This is a genomic window from Pseudomonas sp. PP3 (assembly GCF_905336995.1).
Lineage (GTDB): Bacteria > Pseudomonadota > Gammaproteobacteria > Pseudomonadales > Pseudomonadaceae > Aquipseudomonas > Aquipseudomonas reinekei.
Genome location: NZ_HG995459.1, coordinates 2,535,111 through 2,553,176 on the forward strand (window position 1 = coordinate 2,535,111; position 18,066 = coordinate 2,553,176).

Here is an 18,066-nt window from a genome sequence, read left to right on the forward strand (position 1 = left end):
GCTGAAAAATCGTTCGGCATAATGATCCGCTCATCCCGACAGGATGATTGCCCCCGGATTACCAATTTGTAATGTGAGAGGGCGGCATATCGGCTTAGCCTATGCGCCTGTTCTGGAGGAAAAGATGCGTATCCTGATCGTTGAAGATGAAGCGAAAACTGCCGATTACCTGCACAAAGCCTTGAGTGAGTCCGGGTATGCAGTGGACGTCGCCTTGAATGGTCTGGATGGCCAGCACCTGGTGCAAGAAAGTGAATACGACTTGATCATTCTTGACGTAATGCTCCCCGGCTTGGACGGCTGGCAATTACTTCAGATCATCCGACGCAAGTGGCAAACGCCCGTGTTGTTCCTCACTGCACGTGACTCCATCGACGACCGGGTCAAAGGATTGGAACTGGGAGCAGATGATTATCTGGTCAAGCCTTTTTCCTACGCGGAGCTGCTGGCGCGCGTGCGTACGTTGTTGCGCAGGGGGCCGCCTCGCGAGGTTGAACAGTTTCTCGTTGCCGATCTGAGTCTGGATTTATTGGGGCGTAAGGTCACTCGCAGTGGCCAGCGTCTTACCCTGACCAACAAAGAATTCGCGCTACTGCATCTATTGCTCAGTCGAGAAGGAGAGGTGCTATCGCGCGCGCTTATTGCCTCCCAGGTTTGGCAAATGAACTTTGACAGCGACACCAACGTTGTTGACGTTGCCATCCGCCGGCTGCGGGCAAAGGTGGACGATCCTTACCCGCTCAAGCTGATCCATACCGTTCGCGGTATTGGCTACTTGCTTGAGGTGCAATCTTGAAACTCGTGCCGAGCGCCTTGAGTGTGCGCCTTGCCGTCATGTTTGCCTTGGTCAGCATGCTACTGATGGGCTCTATCGGGTTTTATCTTTATCAATCGTTACAGCGAGAGATAGCCTGGCGCGATGACCAGGCTTTGCTTGGACGGTTACAACGCATGCAAGCGTTGATCAACGACAGCGACAGCATCGAAACGCTGCGCGGCCGGCCAAAGCTTTATGAAAACATGCTGGGAAATCGTGACAACCTGTTATGGATTGTCGATGACGCTGAGAAGGTGTTAATCGAAATCAACCCTGCACATCTGGTCTTGCCCAAATTGCAGGCTACCCCAACGGCGCAACTGGGTGACGGCGACTACGCTGAGCCCGTCCGTCTGGCCTGGCTGACGGTCGTCAATGGAGACCGCCATCTAACCCTGATTGCCGCCAAGTTGCTGATTGAGCGCGAGCAGATGCTCAGCGTCTACCGATTCAAGCTTTGGCTAACCTTATCCGTCGGCGCTTTACTCGCCTTTGCGCTCGGCTGGTGGGTCAGTCAGCGTGGCTTGCGACCGGTGCGCCAACTGGCTGTGCGTGCCGCTGGAATTGATGTTCAGCATCTACATCTGCGGCTGGATGACTTCAATGAACTGAGCGAGCTCCGAGTTCTCAGCAAAGCCCTCAATCAAATGTTGGCGCGACTTGAAGACGGATTTGCCCAACTCTCCCGTTTCTCGGAAGATCTCGCTCATGAGATGCGTACGCCATTGAGCAACCTGATGGGCCATACCCAGCATATGCTCAGGCATGGCCGCACTGTTGATGAGTATCAGAACCTGCTGGTCTCCAACCAGGAAGAATACGAGCGACTGGCGCGAATGATTGACAGCATGTTGTTTCTTGCGCGGACCGAGCAATCACATATCTCGATCAAGCCTGAGCGCGTGGATCTACCCGAACTAGGTGCGCAGTTGTGCGAGTATTTCGAAGGCGTAGCGCAAGAGCGGGACGTCCAGCTCATTGATCAAACCAAGGGTGAGTTGGTGGCAGATCCGATCTTGATCCGTCGAGCATTGGCTAACTTGCTTGCCAATGCGCTGCGCCATGCAACGCCCGGTACTGCAGTAACCATCACCAGCGAGATTCGGGAAAACATGTTCGAACTCAGCGTGCACAACCACGGTGATCCGATTGCTCCGGAGCACCTGCCACGATTGTTTGAACGCTTTTACCGGTGTGACCCATCACGAAATCAACCGGACGATTCCGGCGGCCTGGGTTTGGCAATCGTTCGGTCGATCATGCAAGTGCATGGCGGTCGCGTGAGTGTTGACAGCTCTGAAAGCGGGACAAGCTTTTGCCTGGCGTTTCCCCTGTAAAATCCCTGGTCTCCTTTCAGGTCAAGCGGCAAGCCATTGGATGACGCGTCAAAACGACTCCCCGGCATCCAGTTTGGCGAGCAGTTGCTCGCCTCGTTCCCAAAGTGCTTGCTGCTTGAGTTCAGTCATGCGGTCGAGGTTTTTGTAGACCATGCCCATGCGCTGATTGCTGCGCAACAGGTCGCCGTGACGCATCAGGAAATGCCAGTAAAGCGCATTGAAAGGGCAGGCATCGTCCGTCGTGCTTTCATTGACTTTGTACGCGCAGCTACGGCAGTAATCCGACATGCGCTTTATATATTGGCCACTGGCGCAGTACGGCTTGGAGCCCAGGTAACCGCCATCGGCGTGCATGACCATGCCCAAGGTATTGGGCAGTTCAACCCAGTCGAACGCGTCCATGTAGATCGCCAGGTACCAGTCGCAAATCTGGTTTGGCGAAATGCCAGCCAGCAGCGCAAAGTTGCCGGTCACCATCAGCCGCTGAATATGGTGGGCATAGGCATGTTTCAAACTCTGGCCGATTGCCTGACCCATGCAGTGCATTTGGGTGTCGCCCGTCCAGTAGAACTCCGGAAGCGGCCGGCTGTTGCCAAACAGATTGCCGCCGGCGTAGTCGGGCATTTTCAGCCAGTAGACGCCCCTTACATATTCACGCCAGCCGATGAGTTGACGGATAAAGCCTTCGGCGGCGTTCAGGGGAATCCGGTGCGCCCAGTACGCCGCCTCGACGTCGCTGCACACCTGACGCAGGTCCAGCAGGCCGATATTCAGCGCGGCGCTGATTCGCGCATGAAACAGGAAAGGCTCGTCACTGGCCATTGCATCTTGATAGTCGCCGAAGGCCGCCAGACCCCAATCGAGGAAGTAGTCCCACAAGGCTTGGGCATCGGCGTGGGTCACCGGGTAGTCAAAGGTGTCGAGCGCGCCGTAGTGGCCGGAGAAGTTTTCTGCCACCAGCGCCAGCACATCCTGGGTGATGGCATCGGCCGAAAAGCGCACGGGCGAGGGCGCTCCCATGCCTTTGGGCAGGGCTTTGCGGTTTTCGGCATCAAAGTTCCAGGCGCCGCCGACCGGGCTGCCATCACCATTGAGCAGCAAGCCGCTTTTACGGCGCATCTCGCGGTAGAAGAACTCCATGCGCAGCTGCTTTTTGCCTTCGGCCCAGGACGAAAATTCGGCGCGGGTGCAAAGAAAACGGCTATCGCTGTGCCACTGTATCGCTAAACCGCAGTCCTTGAACGACTGCTCCAGGCGCCAGTCACCGCACTCGGTCAGGTGCAATTCCTGGGGTTGCAGCAGTGACAGCAAACGCCGTAATTCGCCGGGTAACGATCCGCTGTTGTGTGGATCATTGAGGGTGACGTAATGCACGCGCAGACCGCGCTGCCTCAGCGCCTCGGCAAAATGGCGCATCGCGCTGAAAATCAGTGCGATTTTTTGCGGGTGGTGGGGCACATGGCTGGCTTCTTCCATCACCTCCGCCAGCAGCACCGTATCGTGCTCGGGGTCCAGCCCCTGCAATGAGGCCAGGTCGAACGACAGTTGGTCGCCCAGAACCAGGCACAGTCGGCGAACGTTGCTCATTTAACGGTCCCCGGCCAAATGTGACTCACCAGGGCGCTGCCAGCGAGAAAGGAATGCGCATTGGCTCGACGGGCCCGTCACGTGAGCCGCACATCTCATCGTGAACGCAGTGCTGAACAAGTACGCAGGGAAAAGGAGGGACAAGCTGCAATAATTCGCGCAGGTGATTGACGGAGCGAAGGTGCAATGGCTTCGCTGTTTCATCCAGCAAGGTGAACTGGCCGTGATCGAAGCTTACTCGCGCCAGATAAAAACCGCCCTCCAGCGAAAGCAATTCCAACTCTCGTACTTCACCCTTCGTGGCGCATTCGCTCAACGTTTGCAGGTTCAAGATGTACTCCTTGCCTCGCGTTTACTTGTACATACGATGTTGGTGTGTATAGGTTTTTACTAAGATAGTCCTAAAAAAACGAGCTGACAATGTGCGTCATTGTTGCGCGGTGATAACCATGAGCCAATGCCCACGGCAGCTCGATGTGCGCGTCAGCGACGGCGAATCGTGCTGAGCCCCTTGGCACCTGCATCATTTGTACATGTCGTCGGTGGCCGTTTTTTCGGGGGCACTCGAATTTGAGATAGAAACTATACAAATTCATTATTTGGTATAAGTTTTAAGGACGTTCATTGAGTCTTATCGAGGCCTTCGCATGACCAGGCAGCCGGACGGCCTAATCCGCCGCGTTATCTGTTTTGTTCTGATGCTCCAGAGCGCAGAACTGTTTGCCGATTGGCGTGAGGCTTTACCCGATGCTCGTCTGTTGGGGCGCGGGGACTTGCGCGTGTTTGGTTTCTCTATCTACAGCGCGCAGTTCTGGAGCCCGCGCCTGATTGCCGGTCAACCGCTGGGTGCGGATGTGCCTTTTGCACTGGAGCTGACCTACCGTCGTGATGTAAGTCGCGATGATCTGGTCGAGGCCAGCATCAAGGAAATCCGTCGCCTGTCGCCCAATTCTCTGACTCCAGAGTTGTTGACGCGCTGGGAATGGGAAATGCAGCAGGCGTTTGTCGATGTGCGCGCAGGTGACCGCATCACCGGAGTCTATAAACCTGGAGAGGGCGCACGTTTTTACGTCGGCGAGAAACTACAACACGTGGTCAGGGATGCTGCGTTTGCCAAAGCTTTTTTTGCGATCTGGCTAGACCCGCGAACACGCAACCCGGAGCTGCGCGCCCAATTGCTGGGAACAGCGAAGCCCTGAGGCCGGGGTGAGGTCAGGGCACCACCCCTTTCCCACAGCACACAGAAGGCATACATCTTGCTTTTGCTAACAATCAAATTATCGATAGCTAGCAAAAGAGAGCCTTTGAACCATGATCGCTACCTCCCGTCGTGCTGTGATCTGTACGCCCCATGCCGATGCCAGCGCCGCCGGCATGCGCATTCTCGACGCGGGTGGCACTGCCATTGATGCGATGCTGGCGGCCAGTGCCATGCTTGCAGCGGTTTTTCCGCACATGACCGGTCTGGGCGGCGATGCCCTATGGATGATCCACGACAGCCAGGTGCGCACCATCGTGGGGATCGGCCAGGCCGGGCAACGTCTGCCCGAGGGCGGGACCATCACCCTGCGCGGTGCGGCGTCGGTGGCCAGCACGGCGGGCGCGATGGCGAGCTGGAAGACCGCAGCGGACATCAGCCGCCAGGAATGGGGCTCCCGGCTGGGCTGGGCGGACCTGTTGACAGACGCCGCCAGCGTGGCGGATGCAGGTGTCGTGGTTTCGCAATCGCAACTGTTCTGGCAGACCCTGCGTCAGCCGCTGATCGAGCAATTGCCGGACCTGCATCGCCTGTGCAAAACCGACGGGCGCTGGCTACGCGAGGGCGATACCCTGCGCCAGCCCGAGTTGGCCAACACCCTTCGGCATCTGGCGAAACACGGCGTCGAGGATTTCTACCACGGTGAACTGGCCGAGGCTTTCGGGGCTGCGTTTGATCGCCTCGGTTGTGGCTTGACGGCTGCCGACCTGGCCGCAACCCGCGCCCCTGAAGTCGCACCGATTTCGGTCCGATACCGCGAAGGCCGACTCTACAATGTCGCGCCGCCGTGCCAGGGCTTGTACACCTTGCAGGCCATGGCCGCACTGCAACACAAGCCGCTGGCGGACGTCGACAACGGCAGCGCGCTTTACTATCACTATCTGGTCGAGGCAATCAAACAAGGCCTGCTGCGGCGCAATGCGCAGTTGTGCGATCCGCAGAGCAAGCCCTGGGATTTTGCTGCCAGCCTCGACAGCGTGCAGATTCAGGCTTACGCCGATGCCATTGACGACCAGCGCGCGGCTCCGTGGAGCGAGCCGGGGCGTCCCGCCGATACCGTGTGGATGGCCGCAACCGATGCCCAGGGCCGTACGGCCTGTCTGATCCAGAGCCTGTTTCACGACTTCGGCTCGGGCTGCATTCTTGGTGACACTGGCGTGCTGTGGCAGAACCGCGCTGCCGGGTTCAACGCCAACCCCGAGCACGTCAATGGCTGGGCCCCGGGCAAGCGTCCGGCGCACACGCTCAACCCGTCCTGCTACCTGGCTGACGATGGCCGACGCTGGTTCTTCGGCACGCAAGGGGGCGATGGTCAACCGCAGACACAAATGGTCCTGGCGACCCAACTGATCGACTACCAGCAGCCCATTGATCAGGCGCTGCACACTCCGCGCTTTCTGTTGGGCCGCAGCTTCTTCGACAGCACTGACAACCTCAAGCTGGAAGGCGACATGGCTGCCGCGACGATTGAAGGCCTCGGGATGCTGGGGCATGAAGTGGAAATCATCCCTGTCCGCAGCCCCATGACCGGCCACGCCGGGATCATCGCCATCGATGCCGATGACCGACGCAGCGCCATGCATGATCCACGGGGCGAGGGCACGGGTCTCGGTCAGGCGTACTGATGGTTGAACCGAGTATTTGCCGGGTGGGTGCCGCTGGCGGATAATGCCGCCGATTGCCCGCCATCCGCAGCCTTGTGTATTGGCCTGAGGCTTTCTGGACAACAGAGGAAAGGATGGGCTTGAGCACTGTCACCGCCAAACAGCTTGAGGTGCAACGTATCGTCGATGCGTTGTTCAAGGCTATCGCCCAGCATCGCCTGCCGCCGGGCACTCGATTGGTAGAAGCACATATCGTCGAAACCCTGCAAGCCAACCGCAATCATGTGCAGGTGGCGTTGCAGCGTCTGGCGATGCAAAAAGTGGTGACCATCGAAGCCAATCGCGGCGCTATGGTTGCCCAGCCGACCGCGAGGGAAGCGCGAGATATTTTCAGCGCTCGTCGCGCCATTGAACGGGCGATTGTCGAGGCCATCACGCCGGCGGTGATGCGCAAGCAGCGCCAGCGTATCGCCAAACATATGAACAACGAGCGCAAAGCCACCAACGACACGGATCGACGTGCCATCGTCCGCGAGCTGAGCGAATTTCACCTGCTGCTCGGCGAGATCAGCGGCAATGCCGTGCTGAGCGACATCCTCGCCAACCTGATGGTGCGCAGTTCGTTGATCGTCGCGCTGTATCAACGCAATGACGTGCCATCCTGTGCTTCGGATGAACATCAGGAGATCATCACCGCGCTGGAAAATGGCGATAACGAAAAAGCCGTGGCGGTGATGCTCGAACACCTGGACGAACTGGAAGGGCAGTTGGCCCTGGAAGAAAGTGCGCCTGAGGAGTTCAACCTCAAGCAGGCGCTGATTGATTAACCCTCGAGCGCCTGCCCCGAAGTGTTAACCACTTGGTTTCATCAACGTTGCAGCCGACCGGCTGAACGTTTGCCTCCCACCCTTGAACCCCATGACCGGCGCGCATAGGTCGGCGATGACTGCCGCAGGCGAGGGCGCGTCGAACACAATGAAGTCAGCGCGACAGCCCGGCATCAGGCCGTAATCCGCCAACCTCAACAGGCGTGCCGACTCGCTTGATACCCAGGCCAGGCATTGCCGCAGTTGCGCCACCGTGCCCATCTGGCTGACGTTGGCGTACAGGTTGGCCTGACGGATCAACGACGCATCGCCATACGGCGTAAACGGGTTGCCGATGTTGTTGGTCGACACCGAACAGGTCACGCCGCAAGCATGCAGATGCGCCAATGGCGCCAGTCCCCTGGGTTTGTTGTGAAACGCCTCCCGGCCCGTCAGGAACAGATCGGTGCTGGGCAGGCATGTCACCTGTACGCCCGCTTTGGCGAGATGCAGGCCAAGCACTGTCAGCGGCTCCTTGGGCAAGGCCGACAGTTTGGTCGCGTGGCCGATGGTGACGCGTCCACCCCAGCCATGCAGCAGCGTACAGCGTGCGACTTCCATGACGGTCATGCCTTCCGGGTTCAGGTCGAAATCCAGATGCAGGTCCAGATCGCAGTCGTAGCGCACCGCCAGTTCGAACAGGCGCCGGATCTGCCCGTTCGGGTCGCTGTCCATGTAGGGGCAGCCGCCGAGGACGGTAGCGCCGCTTTCCAGTGCCTGGCACAACAGCGCTTCAGTCCCCGGATTGTTCAGCAGGCCCTCTTGGGGAAACACGCAGATCTCCAGGCTAATGGCCCAGGCATAGTCAGCTTGCAAGCGGCGAATGGCATTGAACCCGGTCAGGCCGATCTGCGGGTCCAGCTCGACATGGGTACGAATGTGCGTGGTGCCTTGCACAATCGCCTTGTCCAGCACCTGGGCACCGCGCTGATAGACATCGTCTTCGGTGAACTCGGCTTTCGCTGCGCGCGTTTGCGCCACCGCTTCGGCCAGCGTGCCTTCATGCAGATGGCAACGTTGCATGATGCAGGCCTTGTCCAGATGCAGGTGGGTTTCGATCAGTCCCGGCATGATCAGTTGGCCGTGCAGGTCGAGGGTTTGCCAATCGCTGGCGTCCTTGCTGAAGGTTGCGACGAAATAGCCGTCCTCGACCAACAGTTCGCTATTACGGTGAGCGTCATCCACCCGGGCATTGATGATTTTCAGGGCGCTCATGCGACGGCCCCTTCACCGAGGTAAGCGGCAGCCAGCTCTTTGTCGTCGCGCAACGCTGCGGCGCTGGCGGCTTTGACAATGGTCCCGGTTTCCAGCACATAAGCGCGATCCGCCACTTGCAGGGCGAGGTTGGCCATTTGATCAACCAGCAGGATGGTCACGCCTTCGTCGCGCAGTGCGGCCAGTGCGTCGTACAACTCGCCGATCATGGCGGGCGACAAGCCAAGCGAGGGCTCATCCAGCAACAGAACCTTTGGCTTGGCCATCAGGCCGCGACCCACCGCGACCATTTGCTGTTCACCACCGGAAAGCAGCCCGGCCGGGTTGTCGATGCGGTCGCGAAGACGCGGGAAGCGCTTGAGGATGGCCTCGATTTCAGCGTCGGCATCGAAGGCTTCGCGGCGTGAATAGCCACCGAGCAACAGGTTGTCGCGCACACTCAGGTAAGGGAATACCTGACGGCCTTCCGGTACCAGCGCCAGGCCTTTTGCCGCAATGGTGCTGGCGTTGGCCTGCTCGATGTTTTCGTTGTCCAGCAGGATGCTGCCGCCGCTGGCGCGATGCAGGCCTGCCAGGCATTGCAGGATGCTCGATTTACCCGCACCGTTGGCGCCGAGAATCGCCACCAGCTCGCCGGGATTGACCAGCAGATTGACCTTGTCGACCACCGCCGATGCGCCGTAGTCGATGACCAGATCCTTGACGAACAGGCGCGCATCGCGGCTGCCATCCCAGGCCTGTTCGCGCGGCGTGGCCTGATAATCGGTGCCGCCCAGGTACGCGGCGATCACTTGCGGATTGCGACGGATTTCAGCCGGAGGACCTGACGCGATCGGCTTGCCAGCGTCGAGCACCAACAGGTGCGCGGACACCGACATCACCAGCTCCATGTCGTGCTCGACCAGAATCACCGTGAGGCCAAAATCCGCCAGTTTGCGCAGCAGTAACGCCAGATGATCAGTGTCGCGCCGACTGAGTCCCGCTGCCGGTTCATCCAGCAACAAAACCGCAGGCGCCGTGGCCAGTGCGCGGGCGATTTCCACCAGGCGGCGATCCACATGGGGCAAGTCCTCGGCGGCAATATTCACTTCGCCGCGGTAGCCCACCAGTGCCAGCAGATCCAGCGCCAGGCTTCGCTGCTCGCCAGTGGAAAGACTGAACGGCAGGCCCAGGCGACCCTTCTGCATCGCTACCAGCAGGTTGTCCATCACCGACATTTCGCCGAACAGCAGGGTGGTCTGATAAGTGCGAGCGATACCGGCCCGGGCGCTTTTCCAGGCAGGCAGGCCAGCCAGCGGCTGTTGCAATTCGATCTGGCCGCTGTCCGGTACATAAAACCCGCTGATCATATTCAGAACGGTGGTTTTACCCGCGCCGTTCGGGCCGATGATGCTGGTGATGCTGCCGGCAGGTGCATGCAGGCTGACGTGTTGCGCAGCCTGCACGCCGCCGAAGCGAATGCCAATGTCAGTGACCCGCAAACCTGAAGACGGGCCACGGCTGCGCAAGTGCGCGGCGATGCGCTGCTGATTGATCTGCGTGGGCGGCAGCAAGCGAGTCGGTTTGATCCAGCGTCGGGCGAGGGCGCCGAGCAGCCCGTTGGGCGCAATCCACAGCACCAACAGCAGCAACACCGAGAAGATCAGCAAGCGGTATTCGGCAAAGTCCGACAGCAGTTCCGGCACCAGCACAATCAGCAGTGCACCCATCAGCGGCCCGAACAGCATCCCGCTGCCGCCGACAATCACCGCCAGCACAAACAGAATGGACTGGGAGAACGGGAAGGATTCAGGATTGATGAACATCAGCAAGGGTGCGAGCAAACTGCCCGCCAGTCCGGTCAATGCCGCCGACAGGGCAAACGCCAGGGTTTTGCTGATGACCGGGTTGAAACCCAGTGAGCGGGCGGCAATTTCCGAGGCTTTCACCGCGCGCATGGCCTTGCCCCAGCTGCTGTGGCTCAAGCGCTGATAGAACAGCAGGGCGCCAATCATCAGCGCACCGGCCAACAGGGCGAGGACAGTCGCTGGATCAAGGCCGGCGATTTCCGGCGACGCAATACCCATCAAGCCGTTGGAGCCGCCCGTCACGTCCCGCCATTCGATCAGGCCGTGATGCACCACGAAACTGAAGGCGATGGTGATCATCGCCAGATACGGTCCGCTGACCCGAAGTGCGGGAATGGCCAACAGTGCGCCGACCAGCCCGGCCACCACACCGGCCAGTGGCAGGGCCAGCCACAACGGCCAGCCCGCCAGGGTCAGCAACGCCGACACATAGGCGCCGATGGCGTAGAAGGCGATATGCCCGAAGGAAATCTGCCCACTCAGGCCGATCAGGATATTGAGGCCCACACCGACCACCGCCGCCAGGGCACAGAGGGTGAAAACCAGCAATGAATAGCTGTCGAGCGTGAACGCAATAACGCCGCAGACGATGGCGAGCAGGGCAATGAAGACCGGTGCGGCCAGGGTGTTTAGGTTTTTCATACTTTTACCAATGCCTGGCTGCCGAACAGACCGTTGGGACGAATCGCCAGCGCGACAATGACCAGCGCAAACGTGAAGATCTGGGTGAATGCGGAGCCGAAATACAACGTGATCAACGCTTCCGTCAGGCCGAACAGCAGCCCCGCCGTGAACACGCCGCCAGCGCTGGTGATGCCGCCGAGAATGGCCACCGCAAACGCCTTCAGGCCGAACAACATGCCCATCTCCGCGTTGACGCTGAACAGCGGCGCAATCAACAAACCCGCCACGGCAGCGAATACCGTGGACACGGCAAAGGCGATGGCGACCACCCGATTGACGTTGATCCCCATCAGCATCGCCGCGCGGGGATTCTGCACGCAGGCTTCCAGCACTTTGCCCAGCCGGGTGTAACGCCGCACCAGATACAGCGCCAGGGCAATGCCGGCGCCTGCCAGCGGAATCAGCAATTGCAGCGCACCGACGTTGCTGCCGAACAACTCGAAGTTCAGGTTGACCATGCTGCTTTCAAACTGGCGTGGCTCCTTGCCGAAGGTAAACAGCGCCAGGTTATCCACCAGAATGCCGCCCGCCACCGTCGCCATCAGCCAGGCCTGTGAACCGCGACTGTGGAAGGGCCGTACCAGCCAGCGCTCGATCACCAGGCCGTACAGCGCACAGAGAATCAGCGTCAGCGGCAGGGCCAGCCACAGCGACCAGCCCCAGGTGATGCAGAAGGTGTAGCCCAGCACCGCGCCGACCATCATGGCGCTGCCCTGGGCAAAGTTGACGGTGCGCGAGACGACGTAGGTCAGGTGAAAACCCAAGGCCAGCAACGCGTACATGCTGCCCAGGCCGAGGCCGGTGACGATGGCGGCGGTGAACATGGGCTTACTCCTCAGGCTTGAGCGGCACGATTTGGTCGTTGACGACGTGGGTGAACAGGTAGTCGTCAGGCCCCAGCGCGTCATGCCTGGATGCGGTGAACGGTTGCTTGTACTGCTTGATCAAGCCGTCGTATTCGTTGATGGCGTAAAACCCGTCGCGCACAGCCTTGCCGTCGGTGCTGCCGGCTTTCTCGATGGCCAGCGCGGTGAGGTGCAGCGCGTCGTAGGCATTGGCAATGCCCACTGCCGGCGTGACGTCAGCCAGCGTCTTGATTTGCGGGTAAGCCGCTTTCAACGCGGCCAGCAGGGCATCGCCCTTGGCGCTGTTGTTCTCGGTGAACACGTAGGTCTGAATGAAATGCACGCGAGATGCATTGGGCCCGGCCAGCTCGCCAAAGCGACCACCCGCCGGTCCCCAATGCGAGACCACCGGCACGTCCCAACCCATGCGATCCAGTGACTTGACGACTTGTGCCGAGGGACTGACGTTACCGACCAGCAGCAGGGTGTCCGCACCGGCGTTTTTCAAGCGGGTCAGTTGCGGCACCACGTCGAGATCGCTGTCCTGGATACGCTCGACACCGGCGTTGGCCATGCCGCGTTTTTCCAGGGCGCGCTTGAAGCCAGCCTCGTTGGACTCGCCCCATGGGTTGTTGATGAGGATCATCCCCGGCTTCTTCATGCCGTGGTCCACGCCGTATTTCACCAGCGCTTCATCCACCAGTTCATCGACGGCGGAAACCCGGAACACATAGTTATCGGCTGCGCCGTTCTCGGTGATTTTCGTACCGGCCGCCCAGATGCCCATGAACGGCACTTTCATCTGATTGACCAGCGGCACGATGGCCAGGGAAACCGGCGTATCAAGACCACCAAACAGCACGGCGACTTTCTCGCGCTGGACCAGTTCGCGAGCGGCGAGTATGCCCTTGGACGGGTTGCTTTCGTCGTCACGACGCACCAGCTCCAGCTGACGCCCGAGCACGCCGCCGCTGGCATTGACCTCGTTGATGGCCATGGTCAGGCCCCGGGTCAGCGCCTCGCCGGATTTGGCCGACTGACCCGAAAGGGCGGCGACCAGGCCGACCTTGATCGGCGGTTCGGCCGCTTGCGCGCCACCGGACATTGCCAGGTTGAGCGTGACTGCTGCAGCCACGGGAAACAGCAGACGTTGCAGGTTTGGAAGCCGGATGGCCATAGTTGAATCTCCTGATTGCTAGCAGTTGCATAATTATTGCTAGCAAGTAGGATGCCAGTCACAACAGCCTCCAAAACAAGCGCTTTTGCTGGCTATTACGCCGCTTTTCGCTCCAAAAGAAGGCGGCTTGCACCATGCAAAGGCGTTTTCAGTCACTGGTCATTCCTTAAGTCAGGAGTTTTAGCGATGTCGGAAATCAACAAAGATGTACAGATTGTTAGCAATTTTCTTGAGGCCTCCATGGCTCCGGATCCGGTCCGGGCAGCCACGTTCATGAGCGACGATGTAAAGATCACGTTCACCGGTGGCCGCGCCATGCCCGATCCCCAGACGATCACCGCGTTCAACGGCTCACGCTACGCCTGGGTCAAGAAGGCCTTGGGAAATTTCGACTGGATGGACCGGGGCGACCACACGGTGGTGTATTCCAACGGCACACTGTTCGGCGAATGGCCGGACGGCCGCCGCTTCTCGGGCAACCGCTATCTGGACCGCTTCGAAGTGCGTGACGGCAAGATCACGCATATGGATGTCTGGAATGACAGTGCGGAGTGGTTGTTGATGCCGGAGATTGCCAAGGGGTGAGAGGGTGTTTTTGTTGATGGGTAAACGAGGTGAAGTGCAGTGCCGCAGTTTTGCCGCCTGCTTTACTTCATCTCGGTCTTTCCGCAGCCCGAACATGGGCTGCCGGCGTGCAGGCTGTGGTTTAGAAAAGCCTCCCGAGTGTCAGCAGAAAAGCTGGTCAGCGATCTGGATCTGGCGTTGCTGCGCCAGACCATTGCCTTGTCGCAGGCATCAAAAGAGCGTGGCCGTCATCCGTTCGCTGCGCTGGTGGCTGACCGTGACGGCAAGCTGATTGTCGAAGCGGGCAACCATTCGAGGCCGCCGCAGGGTGATCCCACGCGGCACGCCGAACTACGCCTCAGAATCGCCAGGTCATGTTGCCGGTCAGGGCTTGAATCCAGGCATTGTCGAACTCACCGGAAAGTTGATTGCCCGAGATCTCCTTGGTCTGGTCCACCGGCATGTCGCCGAGCCAGACCATGGCCCAGCTGACGTTGATGTCGGTGTCTTTGTTCAGCGCGTAGGTAGCGCCAGTGGCGATGCGCCAGGATTCGCCCATGGGCACGATCACGCTGCGTTTGCTATCGGAGACGGCGCTGCTGTCGTAGGCCACGCCGACATTCCATAGCCATTGTTCGGTGGCCTGGTACTGCGCGCCAAGGGACAGGTGCCAGGTGTCCTTGAACCCGGCGTCGACCGATTTCGACTGCGCGCCAAATGCCGTGGTGTCGACCTGCACACCGATCTCGCCGAACTCTGACCAGTCCTGCCAGTTAGCCGAGGCCAGCAGGGCCCATTGCCGGTCCAGTTGCTGGAACAGGCTCAGGGTTACGGTCTGCGGAACCGTCGTGTCGAGTTTGGTGTTGGTATCGTTGATGCGTTCCAGCAACCGGCCGTCGCCTTTGACATCCAGGCGGTCCTCGAAGTCCAGGTCGACTTTACTCGTGTAGGCGAGGCCTATACGCGTGCCGGGTTGCGGGGCATAGATCACCCCGACGTTGGCACCATAACCCCAGGCGCCGTCCTCGTACTTGTACTGACCATCAGTACGATCGGTGAAACCCAAGGGGGAGCGGTCGATGGCGGTTTGCGCCTGCAGCATGCCGTACATGGCCTTGATACCGACGCCCACCGACCATTGTTCGTTGAAGCGATACGCCACACTGGGCACCAGGGACAAACCCAGTAGGCTGGAGTTTTGTGCGAAGTAGCGCCCGGACCAATCGTTGTCGTAGTTGACCGCCAGACCGAAATCACCGTACTGGCCGAAGCCGACACTCCAGTGATCGTCCAGCTCATGGCTGATGAAGAAGCTGCCACCGGGAATCGGATCGAGCGCGTTGCCACTGCCGCTGCCGGCAGAGTTTGTGCCCGCGTCGCGATCGAAGCTCAAGTCGCCATACAACACCTGCAAGCCACCGGTGATTTGCGTGCCCGGCAGGTAACTCATGCCCGCCGGGTTGCTGGCGATGGTCGATGGACCCTGCGCGCGAGCGGCGGCACCCGCGTTGGCCAGGCCAGCATTATCGGTGCCGATTTCGTAAAGCATTATGCCGCCGGCCCAGGCTTGCTGGCAGCACAGCGCAAGGAGGGTAACGGATGGCAAGGCAGCGGTTCTGATTGGCATGGTTGACCTCGGTACTTTCCATTGTCCGAAATGGCGACCCCCTGACAAGACCGCCATGTTTCGCCTGTCTGATCAGTTGCCGGCTGGCATCGGCAGGTTGACCCCTTCTTTTTTCAGGACGTCACGCACGTACTGGAATTTCTGGTATTGCGACAGTTCGATCGGCCCGTCGTAACCCATGCTTTGCAGTTTGCGTGGTGGGTAATCGACGTAGGTTTTCATCAACTTGATGATCGCGGCCGAGATCGGGACCATTGTCCAGGTGCGTTCGGTGAAGTTGTTCATGAACAGGTCATAACGCTCTTGCGGGTCTTGCCACAAGTCAAAGACCTGCGGGACGACGGCCACATATTTTTCTGCACCTTTCCATCCGAGATTGGTGTCCACCGCCAAACCGCCGGTTTGCGCGCCGTTATCACCGCGCAGGTTGAACACGGCCTTGTAGTTACCGACACGGGCCGCGCCTGGTGACAGTTCGTTCTCGGTAAAGTAGAACCACTCTTTGCGCGGTGAAGGGCCACTGCCGGTGAGCACGGGCGTCATGTCGTAACTGTCGAAGATGATCGGCTGACCTTCGCGATCTTTTTCCGGCAACTTCACGCCCGCCACGGAAGCGAACGTTGCCATCAGGTCCAGGCCACCGAGCATTTCGTGGTTTTTGGTGTCGGGCTTGATCTTGTCTGGCCAGACGGCAATCGCCGGTACCCGGTTGCCACCTTCACGCACCGTGCCTTTGGTGCCGCGGAACGGCGTGTAACCAGCGTCCGGATAAACATCCTGCCAGGCCCCGTTGTCGGTGGTGTAGACCACCAGGGTGTTCTTATCCAGGCCGAGTGCCTTGAGCTTGTCCATGATGCGGCCAATGTGGGTGTCCAGTTCGACGACGGAGTCGGCGTATTTGGACTTGGACATGGACTTGTGAACGAATTCCGGTGCCGGCATGTTGGGCTGGTGCACTTTCATGAAGTTGACGTTGATGAAAAACGGCTTGTCCGATTTGGCCGCAGTGTCGAGAAACTCCAGGGCGGCTTTTTCGACGTAGTTATCAAAGAACGGAATGCCCACCACGCCGGGTTTGCCGTCTACGACAGGGGTGTCCACGTACTGGCCGTTGACCTTGAATTCTTCGACCGGTTTTTCCCCCGCCTTGCCAGACAAGGCGCCCTTGGTGACCCGTTGGAACATCTCACGGGTTTCCGGATCCATGTCCGGAAACCAGGTCGGGTCTGCGTAGGTGTAGGCATTGAGGTGATACAGCCCGACGTATTTCATTACGTCGTAACCCTGCGCATTAGGCAGCGCATAATCGGCTTCGCCCAAGTGCCATTTGCCGGTGAAGTAGGTGTCATAGCCGCCGGTTTTCAACACCGATGCCAATGTCCACTCGGCGGCTGGCAAGCCACCGCCCTGGCCCTGGAAGGCCACAGTGGTCATGCCGCTGCGATTGGGGATACGCCCGGTCTGCATGGCCGCACGACCCGGTGTGCAACTTGGCTGGGCGTAAAAAGAGTAAAAAGTGACCCCTTCTGCCGCGAGCTGATCGATGCTGGGTGTCGGCATGCCTCGACCAACACCGCCACCGTAGGGACCCAGGTCGCCATAGCCGGTATCGTCAGAGACGATAAACAGAATATTGGTTTTTTCCGTTTGTGCCGCATGGGCCAGTCCGTTCAATGACAAAAGCGCAGCAAAGACTATTGAGAGTTTGAAACGATCCGATAGCTGTTCCATACCAGGATTCCTCGTTGTTTCTTGGTGCTGGCAACCGGGTGATGAGTGCACATCTATTAACCCTTGGTGCATTGACCACCGAGCAATTAGCCTAGGTACTGCGTACAGAATCATTTCCCCCCTGTTGCATGACCGTGCACGGATTAAGGCGCAGGAAGGAGTCTAGTGCGGTTTTTTTAAATGAACGGGCGATTGCAATGTTTTATTGGCTGATGTAACGCCAGAATTACAGACTGGTTAACACCACGATGAAAGCAGTCAACACAATCGCCACATACACCGCGACTCAACTACGCATGACACTGGGTATTTCATCGAGTCGCATGTACTACATCACCACAGAAAATATCGGCGTTGCCATCCTCGGGTGAAGTGCGCACGACAATGGCGTACTTGCCGGAAAGCAGCTCTGGCAGGGGAATCGGCGCGCTCCTGTAAAAGGTCCATCCACCCGTGCCTGCATTGGGTTCAGTATTGACCTTGTCGTTCATTGCGAACGCCGCTGGCCCAGGTTGCTGGCAACTGCCTTTGTTGATGAAGGTGTAGATGCGCGGCGGCAGGATGGTCCCGTTTGGAACGCCGGTGATGTAGAAATCAAAATTGGTTTGGTTACCTTCGCCGGTCAATGTGGTCGTGGCGGTATGACCAGGGTTTCTATGGGTCGCTGCCAAAGGGAGGTTCATTGATTGGTGGTGTGAGGCGTTGGAACAGCCGAAAAGAGTTGCGGTGATCAATAGTGCTGAAAGGGGAAGACAGGGTTTCATTGCCAACCTCCAATATTGGAAGAAGTGCGTGGGGGGGACTATTGGGTATAGCTCAATAACGTCGCATTGCGTTCTTGACTATCTATTATTTATGGTCCCTTGAATCCCCCGGTTACCCGTCAGGCGTTGTCAGTTGGCATGCT

15 protein-coding genes and 1 pseudogene are annotated in these 18,066 nt (G+C 59.1%); 7 read left to right on the forward strand and 9 right to left on the reverse strand.

Going from position 1 to position 18,066, the window contains the following annotated elements; all coding sequences use genetic code 11:
- Positions 1-124 precede the first annotated feature (124 nt).
- Entirely contained in the window at positions 125-796 is a 672-nt protein-coding gene (locus tag KHO07_RS11695; protein WP_150734522.1) for a heavy metal response regulator transcription factor, read from the forward strand.
- On the forward strand, positions 793-2,154 hold the full coding sequence (locus tag KHO07_RS11700; RefSeq protein WP_212627265.1) for a heavy metal sensor histidine kinase: 1,362 nt from the start codon (positions 793-795) through the stop codon (positions 2,152-2,154). The genes KHO07_RS11695 and KHO07_RS11700 overlap by 4 nt, the downstream gene beginning before the upstream one ends.
- A gap of 48 nt (positions 2,155-2,202) precedes the next feature.
- Here the strand turns inward: KHO07_RS11700 and KHO07_RS11705 are convergent, their stop codons facing one another.
- On the reverse strand, positions 2,203-3,741 hold the full coding sequence (locus KHO07_RS11705) for a cryptochrome/photolyase family protein (protein ID WP_212627266.1): 1,539 nt from the start codon (positions 3,739-3,741) through the stop codon (positions 2,203-2,205).
- Positions 3,742-3,766: 25 nt separating this feature from the next.
- Positions 3,767-4,072, reverse strand: coding sequence for a DUF6482 family protein (locus KHO07_RS11710; protein ID WP_150734519.1), 306 nt, complete (start codon positions 4,070-4,072; stop codon positions 3,767-3,769).
- Positions 4,073-4,439: 367 nt separating this feature from the next.
- Between KHO07_RS11710 and KHO07_RS11715 the strand changes: the two genes are divergently transcribed.
- The 3 genes from KHO07_RS11715 to KHO07_RS11725 all read left to right on the forward strand — a co-directional run bounded on the left by KHO07_RS11715 (position 4,440) and on the right by KHO07_RS11725 (position 7,430).
- Positions 4,440-4,940, forward strand: coding sequence for a chalcone isomerase family protein (locus KHO07_RS11715; RefSeq protein WP_212627616.1), 501 nt, complete (start codon positions 4,440-4,442; stop codon positions 4,938-4,940).
- A 112-nt stretch (positions 4,941-5,052) separates the two neighbouring features.
- On the forward strand, positions 5,053-6,624 hold the full coding sequence (locus tag KHO07_RS11720) for a gamma-glutamyltransferase (protein ID WP_212627267.1): 1,572 nt from the start codon (positions 5,053-5,055) through the stop codon (positions 6,622-6,624).
- Positions 6,625-6,737: 113 nt separating this feature from the next.
- Positions 6,738-7,430: a GntR family transcriptional regulator gene (locus tag KHO07_RS11725; RefSeq protein ID WP_212627268.1), complete on the forward strand. Its 693-nt coding sequence runs from the start codon at positions 6,738-6,740 to the stop codon at positions 7,428-7,430.
- Between the two features lie 24 nt (positions 7,431-7,454).
- Here KHO07_RS11725 and KHO07_RS11730 read toward each other — a convergent pair whose 3' ends face one another.
- Genes KHO07_RS11730 through KHO07_RS11745 form a run of 4 tightly spaced genes read right to left on the reverse strand, consistent with a single transcriptional unit; the run spans position 7,455 to position 13,237 of the window.
- The gene (locus KHO07_RS11730; RefSeq protein WP_212627269.1) at positions 7,455-8,684 is read right to left on the reverse strand and encodes an amidohydrolase family protein; all 1,230 of its coding nucleotides are present in this window, start codon (positions 8,682-8,684) and stop codon (positions 7,455-7,457) included.
- Positions 8,681-11,173: an ATP-binding cassette domain-containing protein gene (locus KHO07_RS11735; RefSeq protein WP_212627270.1), complete on the reverse strand. Its 2,493-nt coding sequence runs from the start codon at positions 11,171-11,173 to the stop codon at positions 8,681-8,683. Before KHO07_RS11735 ends, KHO07_RS11730 begins: the two co-directional genes overlap by 4 nt.
- Positions 11,170-12,039 (reverse strand): branched-chain amino acid ABC transporter permease, encoded by an 870-nt coding sequence (locus KHO07_RS11740; RefSeq protein ID WP_150734511.1) that lies wholly within the window; start codon positions 12,037-12,039, stop codon positions 11,170-11,172. The genes KHO07_RS11735 and KHO07_RS11740 overlap by 4 nt, the downstream gene beginning before the upstream one ends.
- Before the next feature lie 4 nt (positions 12,040-12,043).
- On the reverse strand, positions 12,044-13,237 hold the full coding sequence (locus KHO07_RS11745) for an ABC transporter substrate-binding protein (protein WP_150734510.1): 1,194 nt from the start codon (positions 13,235-13,237) through the stop codon (positions 12,044-12,046).
- Between the two features lie 186 nt (positions 13,238-13,423).
- Here KHO07_RS11745 and KHO07_RS11750 point away from each other — a divergent pair, with 186 nt between their 5' ends.
- Positions 13,424-13,822 (forward strand): nuclear transport factor 2 family protein, encoded by a 399-nt coding sequence (locus tag KHO07_RS11750; RefSeq protein WP_212627271.1) that lies wholly within the window; start codon positions 13,424-13,426, stop codon positions 13,820-13,822.
- Between the two features lie 138 nt (positions 13,823-13,960).
- Positions 13,961-14,155, forward strand: a pseudogene (locus tag KHO07_RS29165) (nucleoside deaminase); the annotation flags it as partial.
- A 4-nt stretch (positions 14,156-14,159) separates the two neighbouring features.
- Here the strand turns inward: KHO07_RS29165 and KHO07_RS11755 are convergent.
- The 3 genes from KHO07_RS11755 to KHO07_RS11765 form a co-directional block, all read right to left on the reverse strand.
- Positions 14,160-15,428 carry an OmpP1/FadL family transporter gene (locus KHO07_RS11755; protein ID WP_150734509.1) on the reverse strand — a complete coding sequence of 423 codons (1,269 nt, stop codon included), beginning with the start codon at positions 15,426-15,428 and terminating at the stop codon, positions 14,160-14,162.
- Positions 15,429-15,500: 72 nt separating this feature from the next.
- On the reverse strand, positions 15,501-17,159 hold the full coding sequence (locus KHO07_RS11760) for an arylsulfatase (RefSeq protein ID WP_212627272.1): 1,659 nt from the start codon (positions 17,157-17,159) through the stop codon (positions 15,501-15,503).
- 311 nt (positions 17,160-17,470) lie between these two features.
- On the reverse strand, positions 17,471-17,923 hold the full coding sequence (locus KHO07_RS11765; RefSeq protein WP_150734507.1) for a hypothetical protein: 453 nt from the start codon (positions 17,921-17,923) through the stop codon (positions 17,471-17,473).
- Positions 17,924-18,066: the final 143 nt, after the last annotated feature.